Origin of the sequence: Pseudidiomarina aquimaris (assembly GCF_003987395.1) — a bacterium.
Taxonomy (GTDB): Bacteria; Pseudomonadota; Gammaproteobacteria; order Enterobacterales; family Alteromonadaceae; genus Pseudidiomarina; species Pseudidiomarina aquimaris.
This window is the reverse complement of record NZ_PIPT01000005.1, coordinates 80,138-103,894: the sequence shown is the minus strand read 5'-3', so window position 1 is coordinate 103,894 and position 23,757 is coordinate 80,138. Positions and strand designations below refer to the sequence as shown.

Annotated in this window: 22 protein-coding genes; 8 read left to right on the top strand and 14 right to left on the bottom strand. The window is 50.6% G+C overall.

The annotated features are described in order from the left end of the window. Nucleotides 1-10: 10 nt before the first annotated feature. The 3 genes from CWE21_RS07525 to CWE21_RS07515 all read left to right on the top strand — a co-directional run bounded on the left by CWE21_RS07525 (nt 11) and on the right by CWE21_RS07515 (nt 3,623). Nucleotides 11-298, top strand: a complete 288-nt coding sequence (locus CWE21_RS07525; protein ID WP_126833834.1) for a metal-sensitive transcriptional regulator — start codon at nt 11-13, stop codon at nt 296-298. Between the two features lie 19 nt (nt 299-317). Then, nucleotides 318-2,561, top strand: coding sequence for a heavy metal translocating P-type ATPase (locus tag CWE21_RS07520; protein ID WP_126833833.1), 2,244 nt, complete (start codon nt 318-320; stop codon nt 2,559-2,561). Between the two features lie 63 nt (nt 2,562-2,624). Beyond that, on the top strand, nt 2,625-3,623 hold the full coding sequence (locus CWE21_RS07515) for a WD40/YVTN/BNR-like repeat-containing protein (RefSeq protein WP_126833832.1): 999 nt from the start codon (nt 2,625-2,627) through the stop codon (nt 3,621-3,623). An 8-nt stretch (nt 3,624-3,631) separates the two neighbouring features. Here the strand turns inward: CWE21_RS07515 and CWE21_RS07510 are convergent, their stop codons facing one another. From CWE21_RS07510 to CWE21_RS07450, 13 genes are all read right to left on the bottom strand, one after another. Beyond that, on the bottom strand, nt 3,632-5,737 hold the full coding sequence (locus CWE21_RS07510) for an aminotransferase class V-fold PLP-dependent enzyme (RefSeq protein ID WP_126833831.1): 2,106 nt from the start codon (nt 5,735-5,737) through the stop codon (nt 3,632-3,634). A gap of 75 nt (nt 5,738-5,812) precedes the next feature. Then, nucleotides 5,813-6,025 (bottom strand): (Na+)-NQR maturation NqrM, encoded by a 213-nt coding sequence (gene nqrM, locus CWE21_RS07505; protein ID WP_126771126.1) that lies wholly within the window; start codon nt 6,023-6,025, stop codon nt 5,813-5,815. 14 nt (nt 6,026-6,039) lie between these two features. Further along, on the bottom strand, nt 6,040-7,053 hold the full coding sequence (locus tag CWE21_RS07500; RefSeq protein WP_157982745.1) for an FAD:protein FMN transferase: 1,014 nt from the start codon (nt 7,051-7,053) through the stop codon (nt 6,040-6,042). Nucleotides 7,054-7,060: 7 nt separating this feature from the next. Then, complete coding sequence (gene nqrF / locus CWE21_RS07495; protein ID WP_126833830.1) at nt 7,061-8,302, bottom strand: NADH:ubiquinone reductase (Na(+)-transporting) subunit F; 1,242 nt, start codon at nt 8,300-8,302, stop codon at nt 7,061-7,063. 43 nt (nt 8,303-8,345) lie between these two features. After that, on the bottom strand, nt 8,346-8,954 hold the full coding sequence (nqrE, locus tag CWE21_RS07490; RefSeq protein ID WP_126833829.1) for an NADH:ubiquinone reductase (Na(+)-transporting) subunit E: 609 nt from the start codon (nt 8,952-8,954) through the stop codon (nt 8,346-8,348). A gap of 10 nt (nt 8,955-8,964) precedes the next feature. Beyond that, on the bottom strand, nt 8,965-9,600 hold the full coding sequence (locus CWE21_RS07485) for an NADH:ubiquinone reductase (Na(+)-transporting) subunit D (RefSeq protein WP_126833828.1): 636 nt from the start codon (nt 9,598-9,600) through the stop codon (nt 8,965-8,967). After that, the gene (locus tag CWE21_RS07480) at nt 9,593-10,381 is read right to left on the bottom strand and encodes a Na(+)-translocating NADH-quinone reductase subunit C (RefSeq protein ID WP_126833827.1); all 789 of its coding nucleotides are present in this window, start codon (nt 10,379-10,381) and stop codon (nt 9,593-9,595) included. Before CWE21_RS07480 ends, CWE21_RS07485 begins: the two co-directional genes overlap by 8 nt. Next, nucleotides 10,374-11,570: an NADH:ubiquinone reductase (Na(+)-transporting) subunit B gene (locus tag CWE21_RS07475; RefSeq protein ID WP_126833826.1), complete on the bottom strand. Its 1,197-nt coding sequence runs from the start codon at nt 11,568-11,570 to the stop codon at nt 10,374-10,376. Before CWE21_RS07475 ends, CWE21_RS07480 begins: the two co-directional genes overlap by 8 nt. 2 nt (nt 11,571-11,572) lie before the next feature. Next, nucleotides 11,573-12,913 carry a Na(+)-translocating NADH-quinone reductase subunit A gene (locus CWE21_RS07470; RefSeq protein WP_126833825.1) on the bottom strand — a complete coding sequence of 447 codons (1,341 nt, stop codon included), beginning with the start codon at nt 12,911-12,913 and terminating at the stop codon, nt 11,573-11,575. Nucleotides 12,914-13,150: 237 nt separating this feature from the next. Further along, nucleotides 13,151-14,332: an enoyl-ACP reductase FabV gene (gene fabV / locus CWE21_RS07465; protein WP_126833824.1), complete on the bottom strand. Its 1,182-nt coding sequence runs from the start codon at nt 14,330-14,332 to the stop codon at nt 13,151-13,153. A gap of 66 nt (nt 14,333-14,398) precedes the next feature. Beyond that, nucleotides 14,399-14,725 carry a BolA family protein gene (locus tag CWE21_RS07460; RefSeq protein ID WP_126833823.1) on the bottom strand — a complete coding sequence of 109 codons (327 nt, stop codon included), beginning with the start codon at nt 14,723-14,725 and terminating at the stop codon, nt 14,399-14,401. 4 nt (nt 14,726-14,729) lie between these two features. Continuing rightward, nucleotides 14,730-15,218 carry a hypothetical protein gene (locus CWE21_RS07455; RefSeq protein ID WP_126833822.1) on the bottom strand — a complete coding sequence of 163 codons (489 nt, stop codon included), beginning with the start codon at nt 15,216-15,218 and terminating at the stop codon, nt 14,730-14,732. A 194-nt stretch (nt 15,219-15,412) separates the two neighbouring features. After that, complete coding sequence (locus CWE21_RS07450) at nt 15,413-17,308, bottom strand: cation:proton antiporter (protein ID WP_126833821.1); 1,896 nt, start codon at nt 17,306-17,308, stop codon at nt 15,413-15,415. A gap of 190 nt (nt 17,309-17,498) precedes the next feature. Here CWE21_RS07450 and CWE21_RS07445 point away from each other — a divergent pair, with 190 nt between their 5' ends. From CWE21_RS07445 to CWE21_RS07435, 3 genes are read left to right on the top strand one after another with little or no spacing between them, the layout of a single operon-like run. Next, entirely contained in the window at nt 17,499-18,512 is a 1,014-nt protein-coding gene (locus CWE21_RS07445; RefSeq protein ID WP_126833820.1) for a Fe(3+) ABC transporter substrate-binding protein, read from the top strand. After that, a complete protein-coding gene (locus tag CWE21_RS07440) occupies nt 18,512-20,179 on the top strand; it encodes an ABC transporter permease (protein ID WP_126833819.1) in 1,668 nt (555 codons plus the stop codon). Before CWE21_RS07445 ends, CWE21_RS07440 begins: the two co-directional genes overlap by 1 nt. Further along, entirely contained in the window at nt 20,166-21,275 is a 1,110-nt protein-coding gene (locus CWE21_RS07435) for an ABC transporter ATP-binding protein (protein WP_126833966.1), read from the top strand. The genes CWE21_RS07440 and CWE21_RS07435 overlap by 14 nt, the downstream gene beginning before the upstream one ends. Here CWE21_RS07435 and CWE21_RS07430 read toward each other — a convergent pair. Continuing rightward, nucleotides 21,252-22,220, bottom strand: coding sequence for a CorA family divalent cation transporter (locus CWE21_RS07430; protein ID WP_126833818.1), 969 nt, complete (start codon nt 22,218-22,220; stop codon nt 21,252-21,254). The two genes, CWE21_RS07435 and CWE21_RS07430, sit on opposite strands and share 24 nt — an antisense overlap. 91 nt (nt 22,221-22,311) lie before the next feature. Between CWE21_RS07430 and CWE21_RS07425 the strand changes: the two genes are divergently transcribed. Next, on the top strand, nt 22,312-23,277 hold the full coding sequence (locus tag CWE21_RS07425) for a calcium/sodium antiporter (RefSeq protein WP_126833817.1): 966 nt from the start codon (nt 22,312-22,314) through the stop codon (nt 23,275-23,277). Further along, nucleotides 23,278-23,712, top strand: a complete 435-nt coding sequence (locus CWE21_RS07420; protein WP_126833816.1) for a DUF3429 domain-containing protein — start codon at nt 23,278-23,280, stop codon at nt 23,710-23,712. The last annotated feature ends 45 nt before the right edge of the window (nt 23,713-23,757 follow it).

Here is a 23,757-nt window from a genome sequence, read left to right as displayed (position 1 = left end):
AACGCCAACCATGAAAACCACAGTTACCCCCCATCCCGACGCATTAAAGAAAAACCTTAGCCAGCGTCTCAGTCGCATCGAAGGACAGGTGCGCGGACTGCAGCGTATGGTCGAAGAAGATGTCTATTGTGACGACGTCTTAATGCAGGTGGCCTCGGTACAGGCTGCTCTCAACGGAGTTGCGAAAAAACTCCTCAGCCAACACATGCACAGCTGCGTCAAGGCCCGTTTACGTAGTGGCGATGACAGTGTGTTAGCTGAACTTGATACCACCATCGAACGCTTGTTAAAACGCTAAGCACGAGAACGGAGGCAACATGGCAAACGACGTCATTCAATTACAACTCTCGGGTATGAGCTGCGCTGGCTGTGCGAAAAGCATCGAACGCGCGCTGCAAAGCTGTGACGGTGTGCAAAGCGTCAACGTTAACTTTGCCTCTGAGGTCGCCGCGGTCGAAGGGAATAATTTAAAAACAGCGCAGTTGCTAGCCGCAGTAAAAGATGCCGGCTACCATGCTGAACTTCTTGATCATGAGAGTGACCAGAGCGATCCGCGTGACGCTGCGCAGCAAAAGCAGCTGGTTAAGTTTATCGCCGCTGCTATTTTGTCACTGCCCCTGCTCTACACCATGTTCGGTCACTTTAGCTGGACCTCAGGCATTCCAGTGCCGGACCTACTCATGAATCCTTGGTTACAACTGCTTTTAGCGACGCCGGTGCAATTTATTATGGGCTGGCAGTTCTATCGTGGCAGCTACCATGCACTGCGCAATGGCGCGGCCAATATGGACGTGCTGGTTGCCTTAGGCACCTCTGCAGCCTACTTCTACAGCATCTACTTAGCGTGGTTCGCACCGGATTATCACCCTCACGAAGGTTTATACTTCGAAACCAGTGCGGTACTCATTACGCTGATTCTATTGGGCAAATGGTTTGAGGCACGGGCGAAAGGACGTTCCTCGAGTGCCATCCAAAAGCTCTTGCAACTTCAGCCCGAAAAAGCCCTGCGCGAACTTGAAAACGGTGATACTGAGGAAGTTGCAGTCAGCGAGCTAAAGGTCGGTGACATCATACAGGTGCGCCCTGGGCAAGCAGTGCCAACGGACGGTAAAGTTCTGAGTGGCGAATCCGCCATCGACGAGTCGATGTTGACCGGCGAAAGTATGCCCGTGGCTAAACACCAAGGTGATAACGTTATGGGCGGCACCTTCAACACCACCGGTTTTGTTCGTGTCGAAGTACAACAAGTCGGTGCGCAAACCGCGTTGGCGAAAATCATCCGCGTCGTCGAACAAGCGCAAAACTCGAAAGCGCCAATTCAGCGTTTGGCCGACCGCGTGGCGAGCATCTTCGTACCCGCCGTACTAGTCATTGCCGCGCTTACCATGCTCATATGGATCGTGTTTCTCGCTCCTGGCGACTGGCGTGCAGCCTTTGAAGCTACGGTAGCCGTCCTCGTTATCGCCTGTCCATGTGCGCTAGGTCTTGCCACGCCAACCTCAATCATGGCGGGCTCGGGCCGCGCAGCACAAGCAGGCATTTTGTTCAAACGAAGTGAGATCCTCGAACGCACCCAAGCCATTGATACTATTGTCTTTGATAAAACTGGGACCTTGACCGAAGGGAAGCCAAAACTAACAAATTTCTCGTTATTAAGTCAGGCGCTATCACAAGCGACCGTGGCAAGCCTTGTGCAAGCACTCGAAAAGCAATCGGAACACCCACTGGCCCAAGCCATTGTGAAAGGACTCGATGCTCACCTTAACGCTGACGATAGCCCTGACGAGCGACCAGAAGTACGCCAATTTCAGGCACACAAAGGCAAAGGCGTGAGTGCATCGTTAAGCTACCACAACGAAAGTTTCAAAGTGATGGTGGGAAGCCTCCGCTTATTGCGCGAGCATGAGGTCGTTGTCAACGAAAACGCAGAACAAAAGCTCAGTGAGTTACAAGAGCAAGGAAAAACAGCAATGGCAATTGCCATTGCTAACGAGTTAGTCGCTTATGTTGCGGTTGCCGATACAGTCCGCGATACCAGTAAGCACGCCCTAAAAACGCTTCGAACGCGAGGCTTGCGCCTGCTTATGTTAACCGGCGATAACAACAAAACAGCAGCGGCGATTGCCAAGGAGCTTGGTCTCGACGATGTGATAGCCGAAGTGCTCCCAGAAGACAAGGCTGATCATGTAAAGCAACTTCAAGCAAAAGGCACGACTGTTGCCATGGTGGGCGATGGTATTAACGATGCCCCTGCCCTCGCGGTCGCCGATATTGGGATAGCCATGGGGACTGGGACTGATGTTGCGATTGAAGCCGCCGATATTGCCCTGATGCGCGCCGATTTAAACGGTATCGCCCAAGCACTCGAAATGAGCCGCCTGACGGTGCGAAATATCCGACAGAACTTATTTTGGGCTTTTGCGTATAACGTCGTAGGGATTCCTATTGCCGCCTCGGGGCTACTTGCTCCATGGCTGGCTGGCGGCGCAATGGCGCTGAGTTCAGTATCGGTGGTGCTGAATGCGTTACGCTTACAGCGGGTAAAACTCAGCGACCGATAAGCGTTGTGGTCGGCGATAGGTTAGTTTATCGTAGCAATAAGACTTCAATAAAATGGGAAACCTATGCTCGTCAGTAGTGCTTTATTCGCGATAGCGATTGATGTTCAGGTATTAGCCACGCGTCCTGATGTGAACTGGGTAGGGGTGAGCAGTCCCAGCCCAGATGTGGTCTGGCTGAGTGGCAGTAAAGCGACCATTGCGCGCAGTACCGATGGCGGCACAACATGGCAATACAGCCAGCCGACGTCTAATGATCTGCAGTTTCGTGATATCGAAGCACTTGATGACCGCCATGCCTATGCGCTCAGCATCGGCAATAACGGTGATTCCCGTATCTACTACACCAGTAATGGCGGACGTGACTGGCAACTCAGTTTCCGTGCAGGTGGTAATCAGTTCCTGAACTGTCTGGACGTATCGCCTTCCTCAAACGAAATTTGGGTCTATGGCGACAGCATTGATGGACAATGGGACCTCGTCCGTAGCCCTGATGGCCGTAATTGGTTACCCTCTCGCAATGCGATCGGTAGTCCGCCGCAAGGTGGCGAAGGCGGCTTAGCTGCGAGTGGCGGTTGCGTTCGTTTCAACAACGCCATCTGGGCCATGGGCACAGCCAATGCCACCACTGCGCGGCTGCTGATCAAACGCAGCTTTGGCATCCGTTTTAAAGCCATCGATACGCCCATGGTGGCGGGCCCAAGCGCCGGCATCGCGAGCGTCTGGCCCTTCTCTGAAAAGCATGTGCTGATGGTTGGCGGCGATCTTAATCACCCAGAGCGACGCCCGCGCATCCTCGAGTATCGTAATGATGACTTCACACCACTCGCAGAACCGCCACTGGAAGGGGCGTTATATAGCTTAACAGTGACGTCGTCCGGAGGGCTCATCGTCAGTAACCCCGACGGTGCGGCTTACCTACCCACGCATGAAAGCGATGCTTGGCAACTAATCAGTGAGAAGAATATTTGGAACAGCACCTGTAACTCGCAAGCGTGCTTTTTGATTGGCAAAGACGGTTATGCGGCACGTTTCGTTATCCCACGAGACGTGCCACAAGAATAACCGACGCGTTAACTCAACAGAGTCAGGCCGCCGCTAAGGTGGCTGACATTACAAAAGCCAAAGCGGCTCAAGACTTTTGCCGCTACCGCACTGCGGTGGCCCGAACGACAGAGACAAACGATAGGGCGCTGGGCATAATCCTCACGATGGTCATAGATGAACTGAATGAGCCGCGTAAGTGGTACACTTATTACTTGCGCAGGAAGTTCAAGCGGTGTCACTTGATGTTCCTGCTGCTCCCGCACATCAACAACCAAGGTTTCGGGTCGGCTCAGCCACGACTGCTGCTCTTCAGGGGCAATATCGACCAGCTCGCAACCACAAGACTCATTGTTTAGCTCGGCGAGTTGTTCCGCAATGGCAAAGTTCTCATCCCACTTACCGCATAATAACGTCTGCTCACTTACTGCTTGAGCGAGTAACTCTGGGGCTGCTTGTTCGCCAATAAAAGCAAAATCAACGTGCGCTTGTTGCTCAGGTGCAATCGGCGAACTTAACAAATAGATCGGTTGCCGACTGCCAACTCGATACAAACGTCGATTCCCGACCAATAAACATCCTGTGGTCGGAACTTCACAGCCATAGGGCGCTTGGCAATCTGCTTGGGCATGCAAAGGCCAACCAACATTGTCACGCTCGGCATCACAACCGCTGGCACAGATAATTTGTGCCAACATCGCGGCTGGGCTTTGTTTCGTCTGTTGCTCCGTCGTCACCACCGCTTTGACGCGGTAATGCTGACATTCAACCAGTTTTTCGATACGCTCCGCAAGCTGCGGGATCGGATCAATGACCGCTAGTTCGCGCGCTTGTCGATCAATAATCAGGTAGCAGCACTGCGCATCAAAACGCAGTTGCACGACACCATCGAGTTCGCTATCGAAGTCTTCGTTGGTATCGCTTACCAATAAGCACGACTGACGTAACGCTAAGGCTGCCTCTTTAATACGTTTGCAGGCGGCATCAATAACTGCTTGTTCCGTCGCCGGACCAAAGGATAAACGGACTGCGGACTGCGAGCGCCAATCTGCTAAGCCCATGGCATCTAAAACAAAGCTGCGGGTGACTTTGGAGCTACAGGCAGAACCTGAACTCACGCGAATATTAGCGGCGTCAAAAACATCCATGATGTCGCGTGACGGCACACCACGCACTGAAAAATTGAGAGTGGTCGGGACCGAGTACTCAAGCGCGTGGTTCAGTTCGAGCGATGGAAACGCCTCGCGCAGCGCCGCAAGCAATTGTTCGCGATAGCTTTGTAGAGTACTAACCGGCTTAAATACCTGTTGTTCGCGGTCGAGTAACAGCTCAAACAACGTATGCAAAGCCGCAATACCCGGCAGGTTTTCAGTACCTGAGCGCAGGCCTTGTTCTTGCCCACCACCAATAATCAATGGTGTGAACGGCCGCAGCTCCCGCACATACAGGAAGCCAATACCTTTAGGCCCGTAGAGCTTATGCCCACTGAAAGGAGCATAATCAATCGTTGTTTGCGCTAACTGCAGGTCGCCTTTGCCAAGCATTTGCACGCAATCAACCATCCACGACACTTGTGGTGCTTGGCCTCGAATCACTTGCTCAAGCTTCGGCAGATCTTGGCGCACCCCGGTTTCGTTGTTAACGGCCATGGTGCAGATCATCAAAGCATCAGCCACATGTGACTCGATAAAGTCGAGATCGAGTAAACCATTTTTATCAACAGGGATGGCTTTGAGCTCCGCCTCAATGCCCAATAAGGTGTTCCAATGGGCCAAGGCCTGCGGTACCGCTTTGTGCTCAGTGGCGCCGTATAGCAGCCATTTGCCCTTAGTTGCGCCCTGTTGTTTGGCATAGCTCAGAGCCGAAACGACGGCTGTTTGAATGCCCTCGGTGGCGCCGCTGGTAAACACTAAGTGCCCACGCGGTGCACCGATCACCTCACGCCCTAAGCGGCGGGCATTGTCGAGGATATAGCGCGCCTGCAAACCGGTGATATGGCTACTGCTGGGGTTACCAAACACCTGCTCCATGGTGTGCGACACCGCCTGCGCAATTTGCGGCAACACGGGTGTCGTGGCATTGCAGTCTAAGTATATTTCATCGGCTTTCGGACGTATTTGTACAGGCGTAACCATGGCAACTACCACAACCCCAGTTATTATTATTAGTTTAGAAAGGAATTTGTTTCGCGATGAGAGGAGTCGAAGTTATCAGTGAATACGATTTTTCTGCCACTCTTCTTCTTTCGCCATGCGCGCTTTTTTATCATCACACGGTTCATCGCAATCACACGCTTTGTCCATACCAAGCGCTGAAATACCACCACAGCTACCCGAGATGGATTTCTTTTGTACAATAAACCCAACCGACATGGCTAAAACCACCACCAAGAAGATGGCGAAAACAAGTAAAAATAAACCCATGCGGACCTCCTAGGTTACTGCAAATAAGGTTTGAACGCGGTACTAGTATACTCTTTAAACTCACCGTTTTCACGTGCCACTAATAACACTGGGAGACCTTTGGCTTCCGCAAACGCTAAGGCCTGTTCCGGTCCCATAACGGTGAGTGCCGTTGCATACGCATCAGCGTCCATACATGTGTCTGCCAATACTGTTACTGAGACAAGATTGTGCTGGATAGGTTTCCCGGTGCGCGGGTCGATAATATGGGAATAGCGCACACCGTCTTGCTCAAAATAATTGCGATAGTCACCTGAGGTAGCGATCGCATTCGTGCCCGGTTCGATAATTCGTTGTGTCGCGCGCATGGTGTTATCAGGCTTTTCAATGGCGATGCGCCACGGTTGATTGCCTGGCTTTACGCCCTTCATGCGCATCTCGCCACCGATTTCGACCAAGTAATTTTGAATCTCCATTTGCTCAAGCAATCGCGCCACACGGTCGACACCATAGCCTTTGGCGATGGTCGAAAGGTCAACATAAAGCTCAGGAATATGCTTCTGTAACTGATGGTTTTCGACGGTCAGGTGCTGATAACCGGTGATGGCTTGCGCCGCTTCGAGTTCTGCCGCGGTCGGTGTGACTTCCGGACGCTGCTGCGGACCAAAACTCCAGAGGTTCACCAAGGGCCCCACGGTCACATCCAGCAGACCATCTGTTTCTTCGGCAATTTCCAACGCTCGGCGAACAACAGTTTCAAGAGCCCGAGACACAACAACCGGTTCAGTCGTCTGCCGTTGGTTGAAGCGCGACAGTTCCGAATTTGGGTCGTAGGTCGACATTTGGCTATTGATTTGCGCCAACACCGCATCCACACGCTCTTTCACCTTCTCTGCTTCATGGCGAGGATTGGCTGATACGTAGCGGATATGATAGGTCGTTCCCATGGTTTCACCTGACACCGCGATTTGTTGCGGCGCATGTGAGCATGAAACGAAAAAGGCTAGCCCGATAAGGGCTAGCCAGAACAGACGTAATGAGGAAGTCATCACTTAATTAACCACCAAAGTCATCCAGCATGATGTTTTCATCTTCCACACCCAAATCTTTGAGCATGTTAATGACCGCGGCATTCATCACCGGCGGACCACACATGTAGAACTCACAATCTTCTGGTGCCTCGTGGTCTTTCAAGTAACGCTCATAAAGAACGTTGTGGATGAAGCCAGTGTCGCCATCCCAATCATCTTCAGGCTGCGGATCAGAAAGCGCCACATGCCACTCAAAGTTGTCATTTTCGCGTTGCAACATGTCGAAATCTTCAACATAGAACATTTCTTTCTTCGAGCGTGCACCGTACCAGAAGCTGATCTTACGGTCAGTGTTCAAGCGACGCAGCTGATCGAAGATGTGCGAACGCATTGGCGCCATACCAGCACCACCACCGATGAAGACCATTTCTGCGTCTGTTTCTTTGGCAAAGAACTCACCAAATGGACCAGAAATCGTTACTTTATCACCTGGCTTCAAGCTGAAAATGTACGATGACATTTTACCTGCTGGCAAGCTCAAGTTGTTTGGCGGCGGCGTTGCACAACGCACGTTCAACATGATAATGCCTTTCTCATCTGGGTAGTTCGCCATTGAGTAAGCACGTACCACTTCTTCATCAACTTTTGACTCGATGTCGAGGAAGCCAAAGCGCTCCCAGTCACCACGGAATTTCTCTTCGATGTCAAAGTCTTTGTAACGCACGTGATGCGGTGGAGCTTCAATCTGAATGTAACCACCTGCGCGGAACGGTACTTCTTCACCTTCTGGCAACTGTACAACGAATTCCTTGATGAAGGTCGCAACGTTATCGTTCGACTTCACTGTACAATCCCACTTACGAATACCGAACACCTCTTCAGGTAGCTCGATTTTCATGTTTTGTTTTACATTGACCTGACAAGACAGACGAACGCCTTCACGTGCTTCTTTCTTGTTAATGTGGTCTTTCTCGGTTGGCAGAATGTCACCGCCACCCTCGAGTACTTTCACGGTACACTGGCCACATGAGCCACCGCCACCACACGCTGACGAGACAAAGATACCTGCGTTCGCTAGCGCACCTAGCAACTTACCACCCGGTTGGGTCGTGATCTTCTTGTCTTCGTCGTCGTTAATCAAAATCTCGACATCACCCTGAGGTACCAATTTTGATTTGGCGAACATAATCACCGCAACCAAAATCAGTACGATCACGGTAAACATGCCTACGCCGAGCGCTATAAGTGTTAAATCTTGCCCTTGCATCGACTTTTACCTCTTAATTATCCGTTGCTTTCGTTACCGGTGCTTACAGGGATACGCCAGAGAATGACATAAAGCCCAAACCAATGAGACCGACTGAAATAAAGGTGATACCAAGACCACGCAGGCCATCTGGCACATCAGCATATTTCAGCTTCTCGCGCACCGCAGCTAGAGCAACAATTGCAAGTGCCCAGCCAACACCGCCACCAATACCGTAAACAATACTTTCAGTGAAGTTGTAGTCACGCTCAACCATGAACGAAACACCACCGAAAATCGCACAGTTCACAGTAATCAACGGTAAGAAGATACCTAGTGCGTTATACAGAGCCGGAACGTACTTATCGAGCGCCATTTCCAAAATTTGAACCAATGCAGCGATAACGCCGATAAAGGTCAAGAAACGCAAGAAACTTAAGTCTGCGTCTGGAAAGCCAGCCCAGCTCAACGCACCTGGCGCCAAAATGTTGTGGTAAACCAGGTTGTTCACTGGTACTGAAATACCTAGCACAACGATAACCGCAACACCTAGACCAAAAGCAGTACTAACTTTTTTCGATACGGCCAAGAAGGTACACATGCCCAAGAAGAACGACAGTGCCAAGTTCTCAACGAAGACCGATTTAATAAATAAACTAATATAAGCTTCCATGATCGGCTCCTTATTCCTTCGGCTCTACTTGTTCTGGACGGAAAGTACGCAGAATCCAGATGAAACCACCAATGATAAAGAAGGCACTCGGTGGCAAGATAAGCAAGCCAATCGGTTGATACCAACCGCCTTCAGAGGCCAACGATAGAATTTGGTAGCCAAACAAGCTGCCTGAACCAAAGAGCTCACGGATAAAGCCGACAAACAGCAATACCACTGAGTAACCTAGACCGTTACCGATACCATCAAGGAACGATAGGCCTGGGGTGCTCTTCATGGCAAATGCTTCGGCGCGACCCATAACGATACAGTTGGTAATAATCAAACCAACGAAGACCGAGAGTTCTTTCGCGATGCTATAGGCATAAGCGCGCAGCACTTGGTCAACAACGATTACCAAACTGGCAATAATGGTCATTTGCACGATGATTCGAACACTCGAAGGAATGTGATTTCGAATCAAGGAAATAAACAGGTTCGAAAAGGCTGTTACCAAGGTTAATGCGATACACATTACCACGGTGTTTTCCATTTTCGAGGTCACTGCCAACGCCGAACAAATACCTAGGATTTGCAGGGCAATTGGGTTGTTGGCAAAAATCGGTCCAAAGAGGACTTCTTTCATTTCTTTTGCACTACTAGCCATTGCTCAGCTCCCCCTTGCGAATTTTTTCTAATAATGGGCCATAGGCCTTATCGCTAAACCAGTACGCCATCAGGTTATCAACACCATTACTGGTCAATGTTGCACCTGACAAGGCATCGACATCGTGGTTTTCTTGCGTTGGGCTCTTCATTACGTCGAATTCAACTTGTTCGTTGTTTTCGCCGTAGATTTCTTTACCCGACCATTGCGCTACCCATTTAGGATTTTGGATTTCACCGCCTAGTCCTGGCGTTTCACTGTGCTCATAGAAGTTAACGCTGCGCACGGTATTCAAGTCCGGTTGAAGTGAAATCAAGCCGTACATGGTGCCCCACAAACCATAACCACGGATGTAAAGAACTAAGGTCTCTAGCTCTCCCTGCTCATTGTTGATGAAGTAAACCTTGGTCACGTCTTCACGCGTACCGATACCGGCAACGTCGTTGCTTTTCTCGAGCTTGGTGCTCCACTCTGGTTTGTTGGCTGCAGCGATTGGATCATACGCTGTTGCGTCTTGATTGTTCGCTTGCTCAACGACTTCCAGAGTATTGAGGTTGATAAGTTTGGTATTAACACGCTCGTTAAAGACCGCAACAACGTCAGTGCTAGGCTCTAATAAGCCAGCTGCATCAAGCACGTTGCGCTGCATGTCGAGCGCGGCGTTTTTCTGTTGAATCGGTTTCAAGCCTACTGCTGAACCCGATACGATGATCGCACACACTAAACAGAGCGCGATCACGACAAATAGGGTTTTGCCTAAAGATTCGTTCTTCTTAGCCACGTGCGAGCCTCCGTTTAATGTTCGCTTGCACTACAAAGTGGTCAAACAATGGTGCAAAGACGTTCGCGAAAAGAATCGCCAACATAATGCCTTCTGGGTACGCAGGGTTCACCACGCGAATCAATACCGTCATGGCACCGATCAAGAAGCCGTAAGCAAACTTAGCTTTGTTGGTGAACGAGGCGGACACTGGGTCAGTGGCCATGAACATCATACCGAAGGCAAAACCACCCACGACAAGGTGCCAGTACCAAGGCATTAGGAACATGTTGTTCGTTTCGCTACCGATGGTGTTGAACAGCAACGATAGTGCAACCATACCCACAAACACACCTGAAACAATGCGCCATGAAGCGATACGGAAGTAAATCAGGGCTAAACCACCAATCAAGATCATCAGCGTTGACACTTCACCCATCGACCCTTGGATGTTGCCCAAGAAGGCATTCCACCACATGTCCATGTCTGCAAAGTAGTTCTCACCGATAGCAGCTTGACCTAGCAAGGTAGCACCAGAGAAACCATCAACGGCAGTCCATACTTTGTCGCCCGAGATTTGCGCTGGGAAGGCAAAGTATAAGAAAGCACGACCGGTCAGTGCTGGGTTCAAGAAGTTACGACCCGTACCACCGAAGATTTCTTTACCAATCACCACACCGAAGGTGATACCTAGGGCAACTTGCCACAATGGAATCGTCGCCGGTAGGGTCAAGGCAAACAGCACTGAGGTAACAAAGAAGCCTTCGTTGACTTCGTGCTTACGGATGGTTGCGAATAAGACTTCCCAGAAGCCGCCTACGATAAACGTGGTGGCATAAACAGGCAGGAAGAAACAGGCGCCGTACCACATTTTGGTACCCCAACCTGCATTGGCCATGTCGCCGCCAAGCATTTGGAATAAGCCAACTTGCCATACGTCTGCAAGCTCGTAGCCGTTACCAAGCGCCAAGAAAGCTTGGTTACCCACGTTGTACATGCCCCAGAACATTGCTGGGAAGGTCATCATCCACACCAAAATCATGATGCGTTTCAGATCCACGTTGTCTTTTACGTGAGTTGTCTTTTTCGTGACTTTGCCAGGGGTATAAAGAATGGTTGCCACCGCTTCATAGAGGGCATACCACTTTTCATACTTGCCGCCTTTTTCAAAATCTGGCTCAATCCGCTCAAGATAATTTTTTAAGCCCATGATTAGCCCTCTTTCTCGATCGTGGTCAACGCATTACGTAACACCGGACCGTACTCGTATTTACCTGGGCAAACATAAGTACAAAGCGCCAAATCTTCCTCATCTAACTCCAAGCAGCCCAGCTGTTGAGCTTCATCGGTGTCACCAGAAAGCAGGTCACGTAACAAAATAGTTGGCAGAATATCCAATGGCATGATGCGCTCATAGTTGCCGATTGGCACCATGGCACGGTCTGAACCGTTGGTAGATGTCGTCATGGCGAACAATTTTTTCGGCAGAAGGTGACCAGCGAAAGCTCGGGTCACAGAGTGTTGGTCAACACCTGGCTTGATCCAGCCCAAGAATTCTTTGAAGTCACCTTCAGGTAGAACGCTTACTTGCATGTGGAAACGACCCAACCACTGGTGTGCGTCATCCACTTTATGGCCATTTAAGATAGACCCAGAAACAATACGTTGTTTACCTTCAGCAAGTTCACCTTTGGTCAACTCGGTTAGGTTGGCTCCCATCTGGGTGCGTAATAAGCGAGGTTTGCTTACACCAGGGCCACCTAAGGCGACTGTACGCGGGGTAAAGATTTCACCCGTAGTGAACAATTTACCGTAGGCAATCACGTCTTGGTAATTGATATGCCAAACCTGCTTCTTCATGCTTACAGGCGACAAGAAGTGAATATGCGTACCGACCAAGCCAGCTGGGTGAGGCCCTTTAAAGCTCTCAACTTGCACTTGTGCATCACCGGTTTCTACTTTGGCATCCGCAGCTTTAGTGACGAACACTTTACCCTTGGTCAAGTTACCTAAAACTTTCAAACCATCAACGAAAGCTTCTTGCTGTTCACTAATGATGACTGTCGGGTCTGCTGCGAGCGGGTTGCTGTCCATGCAGTTAACAAAGATAGCTGCAGGTTCAGCGTCGAGCTTCGGCGAACGGCTAAATGGGCGTGTACGTAACGCAACCCACTGACCTGAATCATTCAATTGTTCGACGACTTTTTCGCGATCCAAGTTGGTCAGCTCTTTGCTATCGTACTTCGCAAATGTTTCTTGCTCGTCGCCATCGATTTCGATAACTACGGCTTGCAACACCCGCTTAGCACCACGCAGTACGTCTTTAACGACGCCAGCAGCTGGAGCGGTGAATTTAACCCCTGGGTTTTTCTTGTCTTCGAAAAGTACCTGGCCTTTTTTAACGCGGTCCTCAACCTTGACATGCATGGTTGGGCGCATACCCACATACTCTTCACCCAGAACGGCAACGGTGGTGATGGCTTGACCATCTTCAATAGATTGCTGGGGAGCACCCTTAATTGGGATATCCAGCCCTTTCTTGATCGTAATCATACGCGTTTGCACTACTCGTTAGGGAAGATGAATCTTTCTTCAGCAATGCTGACTAGCAGCCTCTGAAACCTGATAAATCAAATAGTTAGCGCACTAAATCTCAACGAGCCGAGCATTCACTGCGCTGACCGAATTTTGTACATAGTCATCTAGGGCGGGCATTTTAGCACTTTTGTGCGGTGGGTTACCACCTTACACCGCACAATTTTTGTGGTGATTTCTTTGATTTGTGTCGGCTTACGACCAGCTTACGACAGGATCCACATCGGCGTCATAATCAACGCCTTCCATCCCAAAGCCAAACAGCTTCAAAAAGTCAGCATGGTAGCCCTCATAGTCAGCCAACTCATGAAAGTTTTCTTGGGTGACTTGGTCCCAAAGTTCTTTCACCTTGGCCTGGGTTTCTGGATTGGTTTCTTTACCGTCCATACGTAAACGACCGGCAGCGTCCCACTTAGGATCATCGGTGTACAAACCTTCGGTAAATAAGCGATAAATCTGCTCGATACACCCTTCATGAGTGCCCTCTTCTTTCATCACGCCGTAGATTAGCGAAATGTAGAGTGGCATCACTGGAATCGCTGAGCTGGCTTGGGTGACCAAGGCCTTCAACGACGACACATAAGCTTCTACGTTAAGGTCTTTATGGTCGCCTCGAATCGCTGTTGCGGCGCGATCCAAATCTTCTTTCGCTTTACCAATGGTTGCGTGTCCATAGATGGGCCACGTCAGTTCTTTACCAATGTAGGTGTAGGCTGTTGTTTTCGCATTTTCAGCAAGCACGCCTGCTGCATCTAAAGCATTCAACCAACGCTCCCAATCTTCACCACCCATGACTTTTACGGTGTTGTAAATCTCTTCGTCATTAGCCGGCTCAAGCGTGATCTCTTTGACCAAGTCTTTATCGGTGTCATAGGTTTTTGTGGTGTAAGCTTTGCCGACAGGTTTTAACGTCGAGCTATACAATTCACCACTTTCAGGATCTTTGCGTTTCGGCGATGCCAAGCTGTAAACCACTAAATCAACCTGACCTAAGTCAGCTTTGATACGCGCTATGGTTTCTTCTTTGATCTCGTCAGAAAACGCATCGCCATTGATAGTATGTGCGTACAAACCAGCTTTCGCCGCTTCATCATGAAAGGCTGCAGTATTATACCAACCTGCCGTAGCCGTTTTCTTTTCGGTAGGTTCTTTTTCGAAGCAGACGCCTAAGGTTTTCGCACCCGCACCGAATGCTGCGGTGATCCGTGACGCTAAACCATAGCCAGTTGAACAACCAATTACCAAAACGCGTTTCGGCGCAGCGTCGATCTTCGGCTGCTGTTGAATGTAGTCGATTTGCTCACGCACGTGCGCAGCACAGCCCACTGGGTGAGCGTTCGTACAAATGAAACCACGAATTTTCGGCTTAATAACCATAGTTCTATCCTGTTCTATTTTACGTGTGCCGCAGTGTAACCGACCCGCGTCGGAAAACACATCTGATTAGTTACTGCCGCCGCGACATGCCGGCGATGCTGGCACATCGCTCAGCTGTTGCCACTCGTCAGGACTGTAGGTATGAAGCGCGAGCGCATGAATTGGGCCCGCCAGCAATTCTGCTAAAGCCTTGTTGACCAGGCGATGACGTTGCAATAAACGTTTGCCAGTGAATGCTTCACTCACGACAATCAACTTAAAATGCGAGTCATCGGTCGGTGTGCCATGGCGGTCACTCTCATTAATGACCTCCAGATGTTGCAATGGCAACGCCTCGCCCAGCGCGGCAATAATCGCTGTCGCGGTTGGATGTTGAGTTGTAGTTTGCGACATCAGCTTAATCCTCCTGCGAACTATCAATAGCACTATAGCAAATGGCATCATCGCGCCCCAATCGGGCAAGGGCGTCAATCAGCGATGGTTCAGGTGCATCAGCAGGAGCGGCGATGCGATACGACTGTGAGCTCACCGTCCCCCACTCTTGCCACAACAAGACATTGTGCTCTTGGTAAATAGCTGCAAGCTGCTGCAACCCGAGGGTGCGTCGCTCTGGTAACGCCGAGGCTTCTTGTACTAAGCGCCAGCGATTCAAATCTTCCGCTTCCGCTAGCAGTGCATCGTTGATTTTGTTGCGACAAAAACTGAGCTGCAAGGTACCAGCGCTCAATTGCCAATCGCGGGACGGAAGATTTTGCAGGTTCACTTCTGCAACCACATCAAAAGCAGCCGCTCCCTCTACGACGGGCGGCGGCGAACAGGCACTCAACATGCAACTGAGTGCAATAAGTGTGAGTGGAGCATAACTTCGCAATGCAGTTGAATTCACAAGTGTACCCTTACGACAGAACAAGCGTAAGCGCATCATACCTAAGAAAAGAGAGGGGATAAACTGAGACAGATCAGATGAACGTCCTTGTTCCTACGAAATGGTGTTGTTCCATAACTCCATTTCTGAGTCCTGCGCTCAACCCTACCCGCCAACCGCGAAAAAATCAACCTTTGCGTAACAGTTTTTACACTTTACTTACCATCTTCTTTCGGATTTTCATCTTTTACTTGTTGTTCTTTCTGAGCTTTTTCGAGCTTTTCTTCTTTTTCACGGCTCTGCTTCACAGCTTTTTGTTCCGAGATCTCATCGGCTGTAATTAGCGCAACAATCTGCCATCCCGGCTTCGGCTCAAAAGTATGGTCGGTAGTGAAAACATGAAAAACCTTACGTTCGTCAATCGCAAACATCGGGATCGCACGGTTACCGTAACGCTCTTGGTAGTCGGTGAAACTAAAGTTCTCGGTAATCGCAGTGGTCTTCATTTGTGCGCCTTGGAACGTCAAACTCGCTAACTTCGAGAACGTGACACCTTTGCCAAATAGCTTTAAGCGTTCACGATAGCTCTCCGACAACTGGTTACGTGCCGGCGCGTCGTGTTCGGTACTCGGTAGACCATAGATTTTTTCCGAGGCGAACCAATCCATATAATGCAACGCAACCACCGGATTAAGCTGCTTGTAGGGTGAAAGAATCAACACTTTGCCGATACCTGTCATGTCCATATTGTTTTCGGCATGCTCAGACGTCGGGTTCCCAAAATAAACGGGTAGATTTTCCATCCGCGCGGTTTTGATATTTTCCCAGTTAGTGTCAGCGAGTAACACCGGTAGCTCATGATCACGTAAGGCTTTTGCAATCGCCCGCGCGGTCGCATTGGCACCAAAGATAAGAAAGCCATGCGCTGGCGGTTCGCGCAGCTTCAGTGCATGCGCCAGCGGCTTTGCGGTCAAGCTTTGCAATACCACAGTGCTGAGAATAACTAAGAACACCAACGGTACTAGTAGCTCGGCATCACTCCAACCAGCTTGTTGTAGCTTTAAGGCAAATAGCGCAGAAACAGCTGCCGCTACGATACCCCGAGGGGCAATCCAAGACAGCAATATCTTTTCTTTGAAATTGAGCTGCGTACCAATCGCTGAGATCCAGACACTCAATGGGCGCACGGCAAAAATGATGACCGCTAACAGCACCACCGCAGGCATGCCGAGTTGACTGAAGGCATCAGTGTTTAGACGCGCAGCAAGAATGATAAACAGGCCTGAGATCAATAACACGCTGAGGGTTTCTTTGAACTCGAGAATATCGTCCAAGTTCAAATTCCGCATATTCGCCATCACCATCCCCATCACGGTGACGGTCAGCAGCCCCGACTCGTATTGTAGCGCATTGGATAAGGCAAAGACACCAAGCACTGCAGCCAAGGTCGCAACGTTTTTAAGATAGTGTGGGAACCAGCCCTTGTACAATGCAATACCGAGCAACTTGCCGGCTGCATAACCAAGCGCAAAACCAATACCAATCGTAATACCGAAAGCTTGGAATGCATGAAGCAAACCAGCACCTTGGCTGGCGATGATAAATTCATAAACGAGGACTGCCAGCAACGCCCCAACGGGGTCGATGATGATCCCTTCCCAGCGCAAAATGTTGGCAATATTAGACTTCGGCCGCACCGACCGCAGCATCGGCATAATCACTGTAGGTCCAGTAACCACCACCAGCGCACCCAGCAGTGCCGAGAGCTCCCAGCCAAAATCCATGAGTAGATAGGTGACAATCGAAATACTGACCCAGGTCACCAACACCCCGATACTGACCAAGTTGGTCACCATTCGACCGTGGCCACGGATTTCTTCCATTTTCAGGGTCAAGCTGCCTTCAAAAAGAATAATGGCAACAGACAAGGACACTAGGGGGAATAAAATATCGCCGAAGACCGCGTCAGGTTGCAGCCAGCCCAGACCTGGGCCGACGACCATGCCGACAATCAATAACGGCAAAATTGCGGGAATCTTGAGGCGCCAAGCCGACCACTGACAGAGAATTGATAGGACGCCGATAAGTGCGAGCGCTGACATGTTTGACATATAAAGTGTTACTCCCTGTACAAAGCTATTTACGGCGAACCAGGAAAAAACTGATCTAGCTCAGAAAAGATCGCTTCTCTTATTGTTGATAATCATTCGCATTTGCGTACAATAACGACATCGACAGTCAAATGCTCGCCCGTTAGGGTCTGACTTACTACGAGGTTCTCACATTATGAGATTAGCAAACATGAAAAAACTTGTTTCATTCAGTGCTATCACTTTAGCATTAACCGCCAGCATTGCCCATGCGGCAACGGTTAACGTGTATTCTGCGCGAAAAGAAGCACTTATAAAACCAGTTTTAGAGCAATTCACGGCGAAAACCGGTATTGAAGTTCGTCTTTTAACCGGTGGTGGCGACGCTTTACTTGCGCGCCTGCAAAATGAGGGTGAAAACAGCCCAGCCGACTTATTTCTAACCGTCGACGCTGGTAATCTTCATCGTGCGGCCACAGCCGGTATTTTCCAACCTATCACTGATAATGACGTGCTAGCAAAGGTACCAAGCCACTTGCACGGAAGTGACAACCTATGGATTGGCTTAAGCCTCCGCGCCCGCCCTATTTTTTATGCGAAAGACCGTGTCGACCCAAGCGAATTGAATGGTTACGAAGATCTTGCCGCAGCACGTTGGGACAACAATCTCTGTATTCGTTCCTCAGACAACATCTACAATCAGTCGCTCACAGCAGCGTTATTGGAGCATTGGGGTACCGAGAAAACCGAAGCTTGGGCGGAAGGTCTGGTCAGTAATCTAGCGAAACCACCCGTTGGCGGTGACCGTGACCAAATCAAAGCTGTGGCCGCTGGTGTCTGTGATATCGCTGTCGCCAACACCTATTACCTCGGCTTAATGGAAGCCTCGAGCGACGCAGACGAACGTGAAGCAGCGAGCAAAGTTGCGATTTTTTGGCCCAACCAAGATGGTTTTGGTACGCACGTCAACGTGTCAGGTATTGGCTTAACCAAATACGCGAAAAACACCGACGAAGCACAACAGTTAATCGATTTCTTGCTATCTGAAGAAGCGCAAAAATGGTACGCTGCAACCAACAATGAGTACCCTGCAGTGACCGGCGTCGAATGGAGTGAACGCCTACAAAATTGGGGCGAGTTTAAAATGGATACAATCGATATGCGCTATCTCGGTGAAAACAACGCCGCTGCCGTTAAATTAATGAACCGCGCTGGCTGGCGTTAATGCAAGCACGCGGTCGACAACTCTCATTGGTAGCCTCAGCATTAGTGCTGGGGCTTCCACTTTTTGTTGTTGTCTTCGCCTTAATCGAACTGCTCGTTGGTGGCGACTACACTACCATCGGCCACCTTTGGCGCACCGTCATCCCAGAGTATGTCAGCCATTCCCTTTGGCTCATGTTAGGCGTCGCGGTCGGGGTGATCACCCTAGGTGTAAGTACCGCTTGGTTAACCACAAGTTGTCGTTTCCCAGGCCAAAAAATACTGAGTTGGGCACTGCTTCTGCCGTTGGCCATGCCCGCCTATATTACGGCATACACCTATACGGGAATGCTTGATTACAGTGGCCCTGTGCAAGACACGCTGCGCTCAGTCTTTGGCTGGAGCTATGGCGACTATTGGTTCCCACAAATTCGTAGTCTTGGCGGCGCTATTGTCGTCCTGAGTTTGGTCCTTTTCCCGTATGTCTACCTGATCACCCGCGCTACTTTTTTACAGCAGTCGGCAACCACCCTCGAAGCCGGCCGCAGTCTTGGTTTAACCCCATGGCAGTGTTTTGTACGGATCGCCTTGCCACTCGCGCGACCGGCCATTGTTACCGGTACCACCCTGGCCCTCATGGAAACGCTGGCGGATTACGGAACGGTGCAATATTTTGGCGTCACGACGTTTACCACGGGTATTTTTCGCACTTGGTATGGGCTCGGTGACTTAACGGGGGCGCTGCAACTTGCCGGCCTGCTGTTGGCAGCTGTGATTAGTCTTATTTTGCTTGAACGTTGGTCGCGTAAAAAGGCGCGTTACGACCAACGTAATCCACGTCCGGCGACACCTTTTGAATTACGCGGTGGTAAAGCCTGGCTCGCCAGTATCGCTTGCTGGCTGCCGCTCATCTTTGGTTTCCTCTTACCAGCGTTGCAACTCGCAGCTTGGTCAATTGAGCGGTGGGAAGTGTGGACCACCGGTGACTTTTGGCAGTTAACTTGGAATAGTTTCGCCCTCGCCTTTGTTGCCGCCTTGCTGGTAGTGATGCTGGCCTTATGGCTCGCCTATGGCCGCCGGCAAGTCCCTACCCGTGCGGTGCGCAGTAGTGTCGCTTTCGCCGGTTTAGGGTATGCCATTCCCGGGCTTGTCATCGCCGTCGGCCTTCTCGTCCTGCTCACTTCAGTCGATGGCGTTATCATTGACCTGAGCAAACGCTGGTTCGATTATAATCCCGGCCTCTTGTTGTCTGGCACGCTCTTTGCGTTGCTGTTCGCCTACGCGGTGCGCTTTCTCAGTGTCGCTTTGCAAACCGTTCAAGCAGGTTTAGCAGAAATTCGTCCGAGTATGGATGAAGCAGCTAGAATTCATGGCTATAGACCAATGCAGGTATTGCGTTTAATCCACCTACCGCTATTGCGCCCAAGCGTGCTCACAGCGATTATTCTCGTCGGTGTCGATGTTTTAAAAGAACTACCTGCGACCCTAGTGTTACGCCCATTCGACTTTAATACGCTGGCCGTGCGCGCCTATGAAATGGCCGGCGATGAACGCCTTGCAGATGCCGGACCACCTGCACTCATGATGGTCTTAGTTGGTTTGATCCCGGTTATTTTACTGTCTCGGGCTATGCTAAAATCGCAACAGAATGCCCTGAAGGAGCAAGACTTTGTCCCTGTTACAGCTTGATCATCTACATGTACATCTTGGTCAGAATGCGATTGTACGCGGCGTATCGGTGCAGCTCGCAGCAGGCGAAATTGGTTGTTTACTCGGCCCAAGTGGCTGCGGAAAAACCACTTTGTTGCGCGCGATAGCTGGTTTTCAACAGGTTGCGGCCGGTAGCATTAGTCTGGCCGAGAAAACGGTTTCAGCACCTGCTTTCACGCAAGCGCCTGAACAGCGCGGCATCGGTATGGTGTTCCAAGACTTTGCCTTGTTTCCGCACCTCAATGTCGCCGATAACATTAGCTTCGGCATGCGCGACGCAAGTAGCAAAGAAAAAATTCAACGCGTCGATGAGTTACTCGACCGTATTGGCTTGCCGGGCTATCAGAAGCGTTATCCCCACGAACTCTCGGGGGGTCAACAACAACGCATCGCCCTTGCGCGCGCACTTGCGCCACGCCCACGCCTGCTGTTGCTTGACGAGCCCTTTTCTAGCCTCGATGCGGAATTACGTGAACGCTTAGCGGTGGAAGTGCGCGAACTCTTGAAAAAAGAGCAAATTACCGCCCTGCTCGTCACACATGATCAGCAAGAAGCCTTTGCTATGGCGGACAAAGCTGGAGTGATGTACCAAGGTGAGTTATTGCAATGGGACACGCCTTATCAACTGTACCATCAGCCGCGTCATCAGATGGTCGCGGACTTTATTGGGCACGGCGTGTTACTGCAAGGCACCGTTAATTCCGCTGGCAGTATGGCATCGCCACTAGGGATGCTGGAGCATCCCAGCTTGGCCAACGTCGAGGGCGGTACGCCGGTGAGTTTCTTGGTGCGCCCAGATGATCTGGTGCCCGACCCTGAGTCACGTCTGCGCGGCACTATCAAAGCTCGCGGTTTTCGCGGCGCCCATAATCTCTACAGTGTTGAGCTGGTCAGTGGTGTCGAAGTGCTGACCTTAAGTGCCTCCCATGAACAACTCGAAGTCGGCACCGAAATCGGCTTGCGCCCCGACTTTGACCACCTCGTGGTGTTCGCAGCAGATCACTGCGAACTACCCGGTTTTCACAGTCAAGCGCCAGCGTTTCGCCCGGTGTTACCAAAAGCGCAAACGGCGTAGTAGCAAAAACTCGACCACAGCGATCACACCCAAGGCGCCACAAAAAATCCAAAACGCATTGGCATGCTCAACGCCCGGCATGCCACCAATATTGATGCCGAAAACCCCAGTCAAAAAGCTGATGGGTAGGAACACCCCAGCGACCATGGATAACCAATAAGTATTGCGATTCATCTTTTCCGCGACTTCTTGCTGCAAGTGCTCGCGCAGCATCCAGACTTGCTCCAATAACATCTCCAGCGACTCAAGCTCGCGCTGAATCGCATCGCGTTCGTTGATTAACCACTGCACATTGTCGGGCTCCAGCCACTTCGGCGCATCAACACCCAGGCGTTCGAGTGCCGTCAACTGCGGCCGTACGAAGCGAACCAGTCGCAACATGCGACGGTGTAATGCTGTAAGCTGCCGTTGTCGCTCCGCGGTCGTGCCACGATCATCGTCCTCCAGCAACTCCATCTCATCCTCGATGACATCAAGCAGCTCTTCGAGACGATTGTTCATCTCCTCGATAAGCGTGACGAGAAAGTCATTCAGCGACTCAGGCCCCTCCTGCCGCTGGAGGCGTTCTCGAATCACTCCAACCGAGCGAATAGCCCGTTTCCGAAAGCTGTAAATAGCACCCTTGTAATACAAGATGCGCAAACTGAGCATGTCTTCAGGCCGTTCACCTTCGGCTAAATTGACCCCGCGTAAAATTAGCAAGAAGCCATCGTCGTTACGCTCAAATCGAGGCCGAGTATCCTCTTCTAACACCGCATCAATAAGCGGCGCAGGGATCCCTGAAGCCGACAACCACGCCTCAATACCCGGCAAATCACGTTGAATATGAAACCAACGTTGAGGCGCGCCCTGTAGGTCGTGCGTAATGGGTTGTGCCGGATGGCTAGAGAAATCCCAACTATCAATCATAAAGTCTGGACGTTGAGCTCGTTTTTCATCGGCCATATAAATTCCTCCCTTGCGCTCACTGCAATAATTTTTGCTTTAGGGTTACAATAGCAGGCAATTAAGTGAACCTCATCAAAAAGGATCTGTAATGTTACTTGCTGTTGTCGCTGTAGTTTTGGGTCTTGCCCTGCTGGTTTGGAGTGCTGACCGTTTCGTTGACGGCGCCGCCGCAACGGCCACCCACCTCGGGATGCCGCCCTTGCTGATCGGAATGGTGATTATCGGCTTTGGAACTTCAGCGCCAGAGATGGTGGTTTCTGCCTTGGCCTCGTTGCAAGGAAATCCGGGCCTCGCGTTGGGTAACGCCTTCGGCTCGAGTATTACCAACATTGCCTTAGTGCTGGGTATCACCGCAGTGCTTGCGCCTATCGCCGTAAGTAGCCAAGTTCTGAAACGTGAGATGCCTATCTTGATTGCTATCACGTTACTCATGGCGATTCCTTTGTATGACCTCACGATTACTTCGGCCGAAGCCTGGATGATTTTAGCCATCTTCGCAGCCTACATGGGCTGGAGTATCTATCAGGGAATGAAAGGCAAAGACGATGTGCTCGCCGGCGAATACGACCAAGAGCTGAAAGAAAATCAAATGCCACTGGGTAAAGCCATTATCTGGTTGGTGATCGGGCTGGTGCTACTGGTGCTTAGCTCTCGCTTACTCGTTTGGGGCGCCGTTGATATCGCCGTTGCGCTCGGCGTTAGTGATCTCGTTATTGGTCTTACCGTCGTTGCGATTGGCACCTCATTACCGGAACTCGCCTCGGCTATCGCGGCGGTGCGTAAAAACGAGCATGACTTGGCCTTCGGTAATGTTATCGGCTCAAATATGTTTAATATTCTCGCCGTGGTAGGTATTGCCGGTGCGATTCAACCAATCAGCCTTGAGCCGTTAGTGCTCAGTCGTGATTGGTTAGCGATGACGGTACTGACGCTCCTACTTGCGATATTCAGCTTCCGTATCAATCGTCCTACACGATTGAACCGAATCCACGGTATCGTACTATTGCTTTGTTATACTGCCTATACGCTTTACCTACTGAAAACGGGATTTTAAATGATTGACGAAAAGGCTATTTCAACCGCACAACGGCTGGGTTACGCAGGACTCTTACCCTTTCTCGCCTTCACCTTGGGTGGGCTGTTAGATGTCTATGGCGACCATGCGATACGCCTTTTCGTTATTTATAGTGCCTTGATATTGAGCTTTTTGGGCGGCGTACATTGGGGCGTTGCCATGCAAAGTGAAGGCAGTCCCTCCCGTGCCCTGAAGTGGAGCATGGTACCGAGCATTATCGGTATCCTGCTTTTTTTCGCCGGTGTCTGGGTCTCACCACTAACCATGCTGACTGTTCTCGCGCTCACCCACTTATTCTGGCTTAACTTTGAAAAGCGCCACTTGGCGGAGCAGCTTTGGTACCTAGAGTTGCGCAATCGACTCACTTTTACCGTGGTTGCCCTCCACGTGATCTTGATCATTATTTCATTGTAAAGCTGGCGACAAAACAAACAACACTGTTGCGAATCATTCGTATTT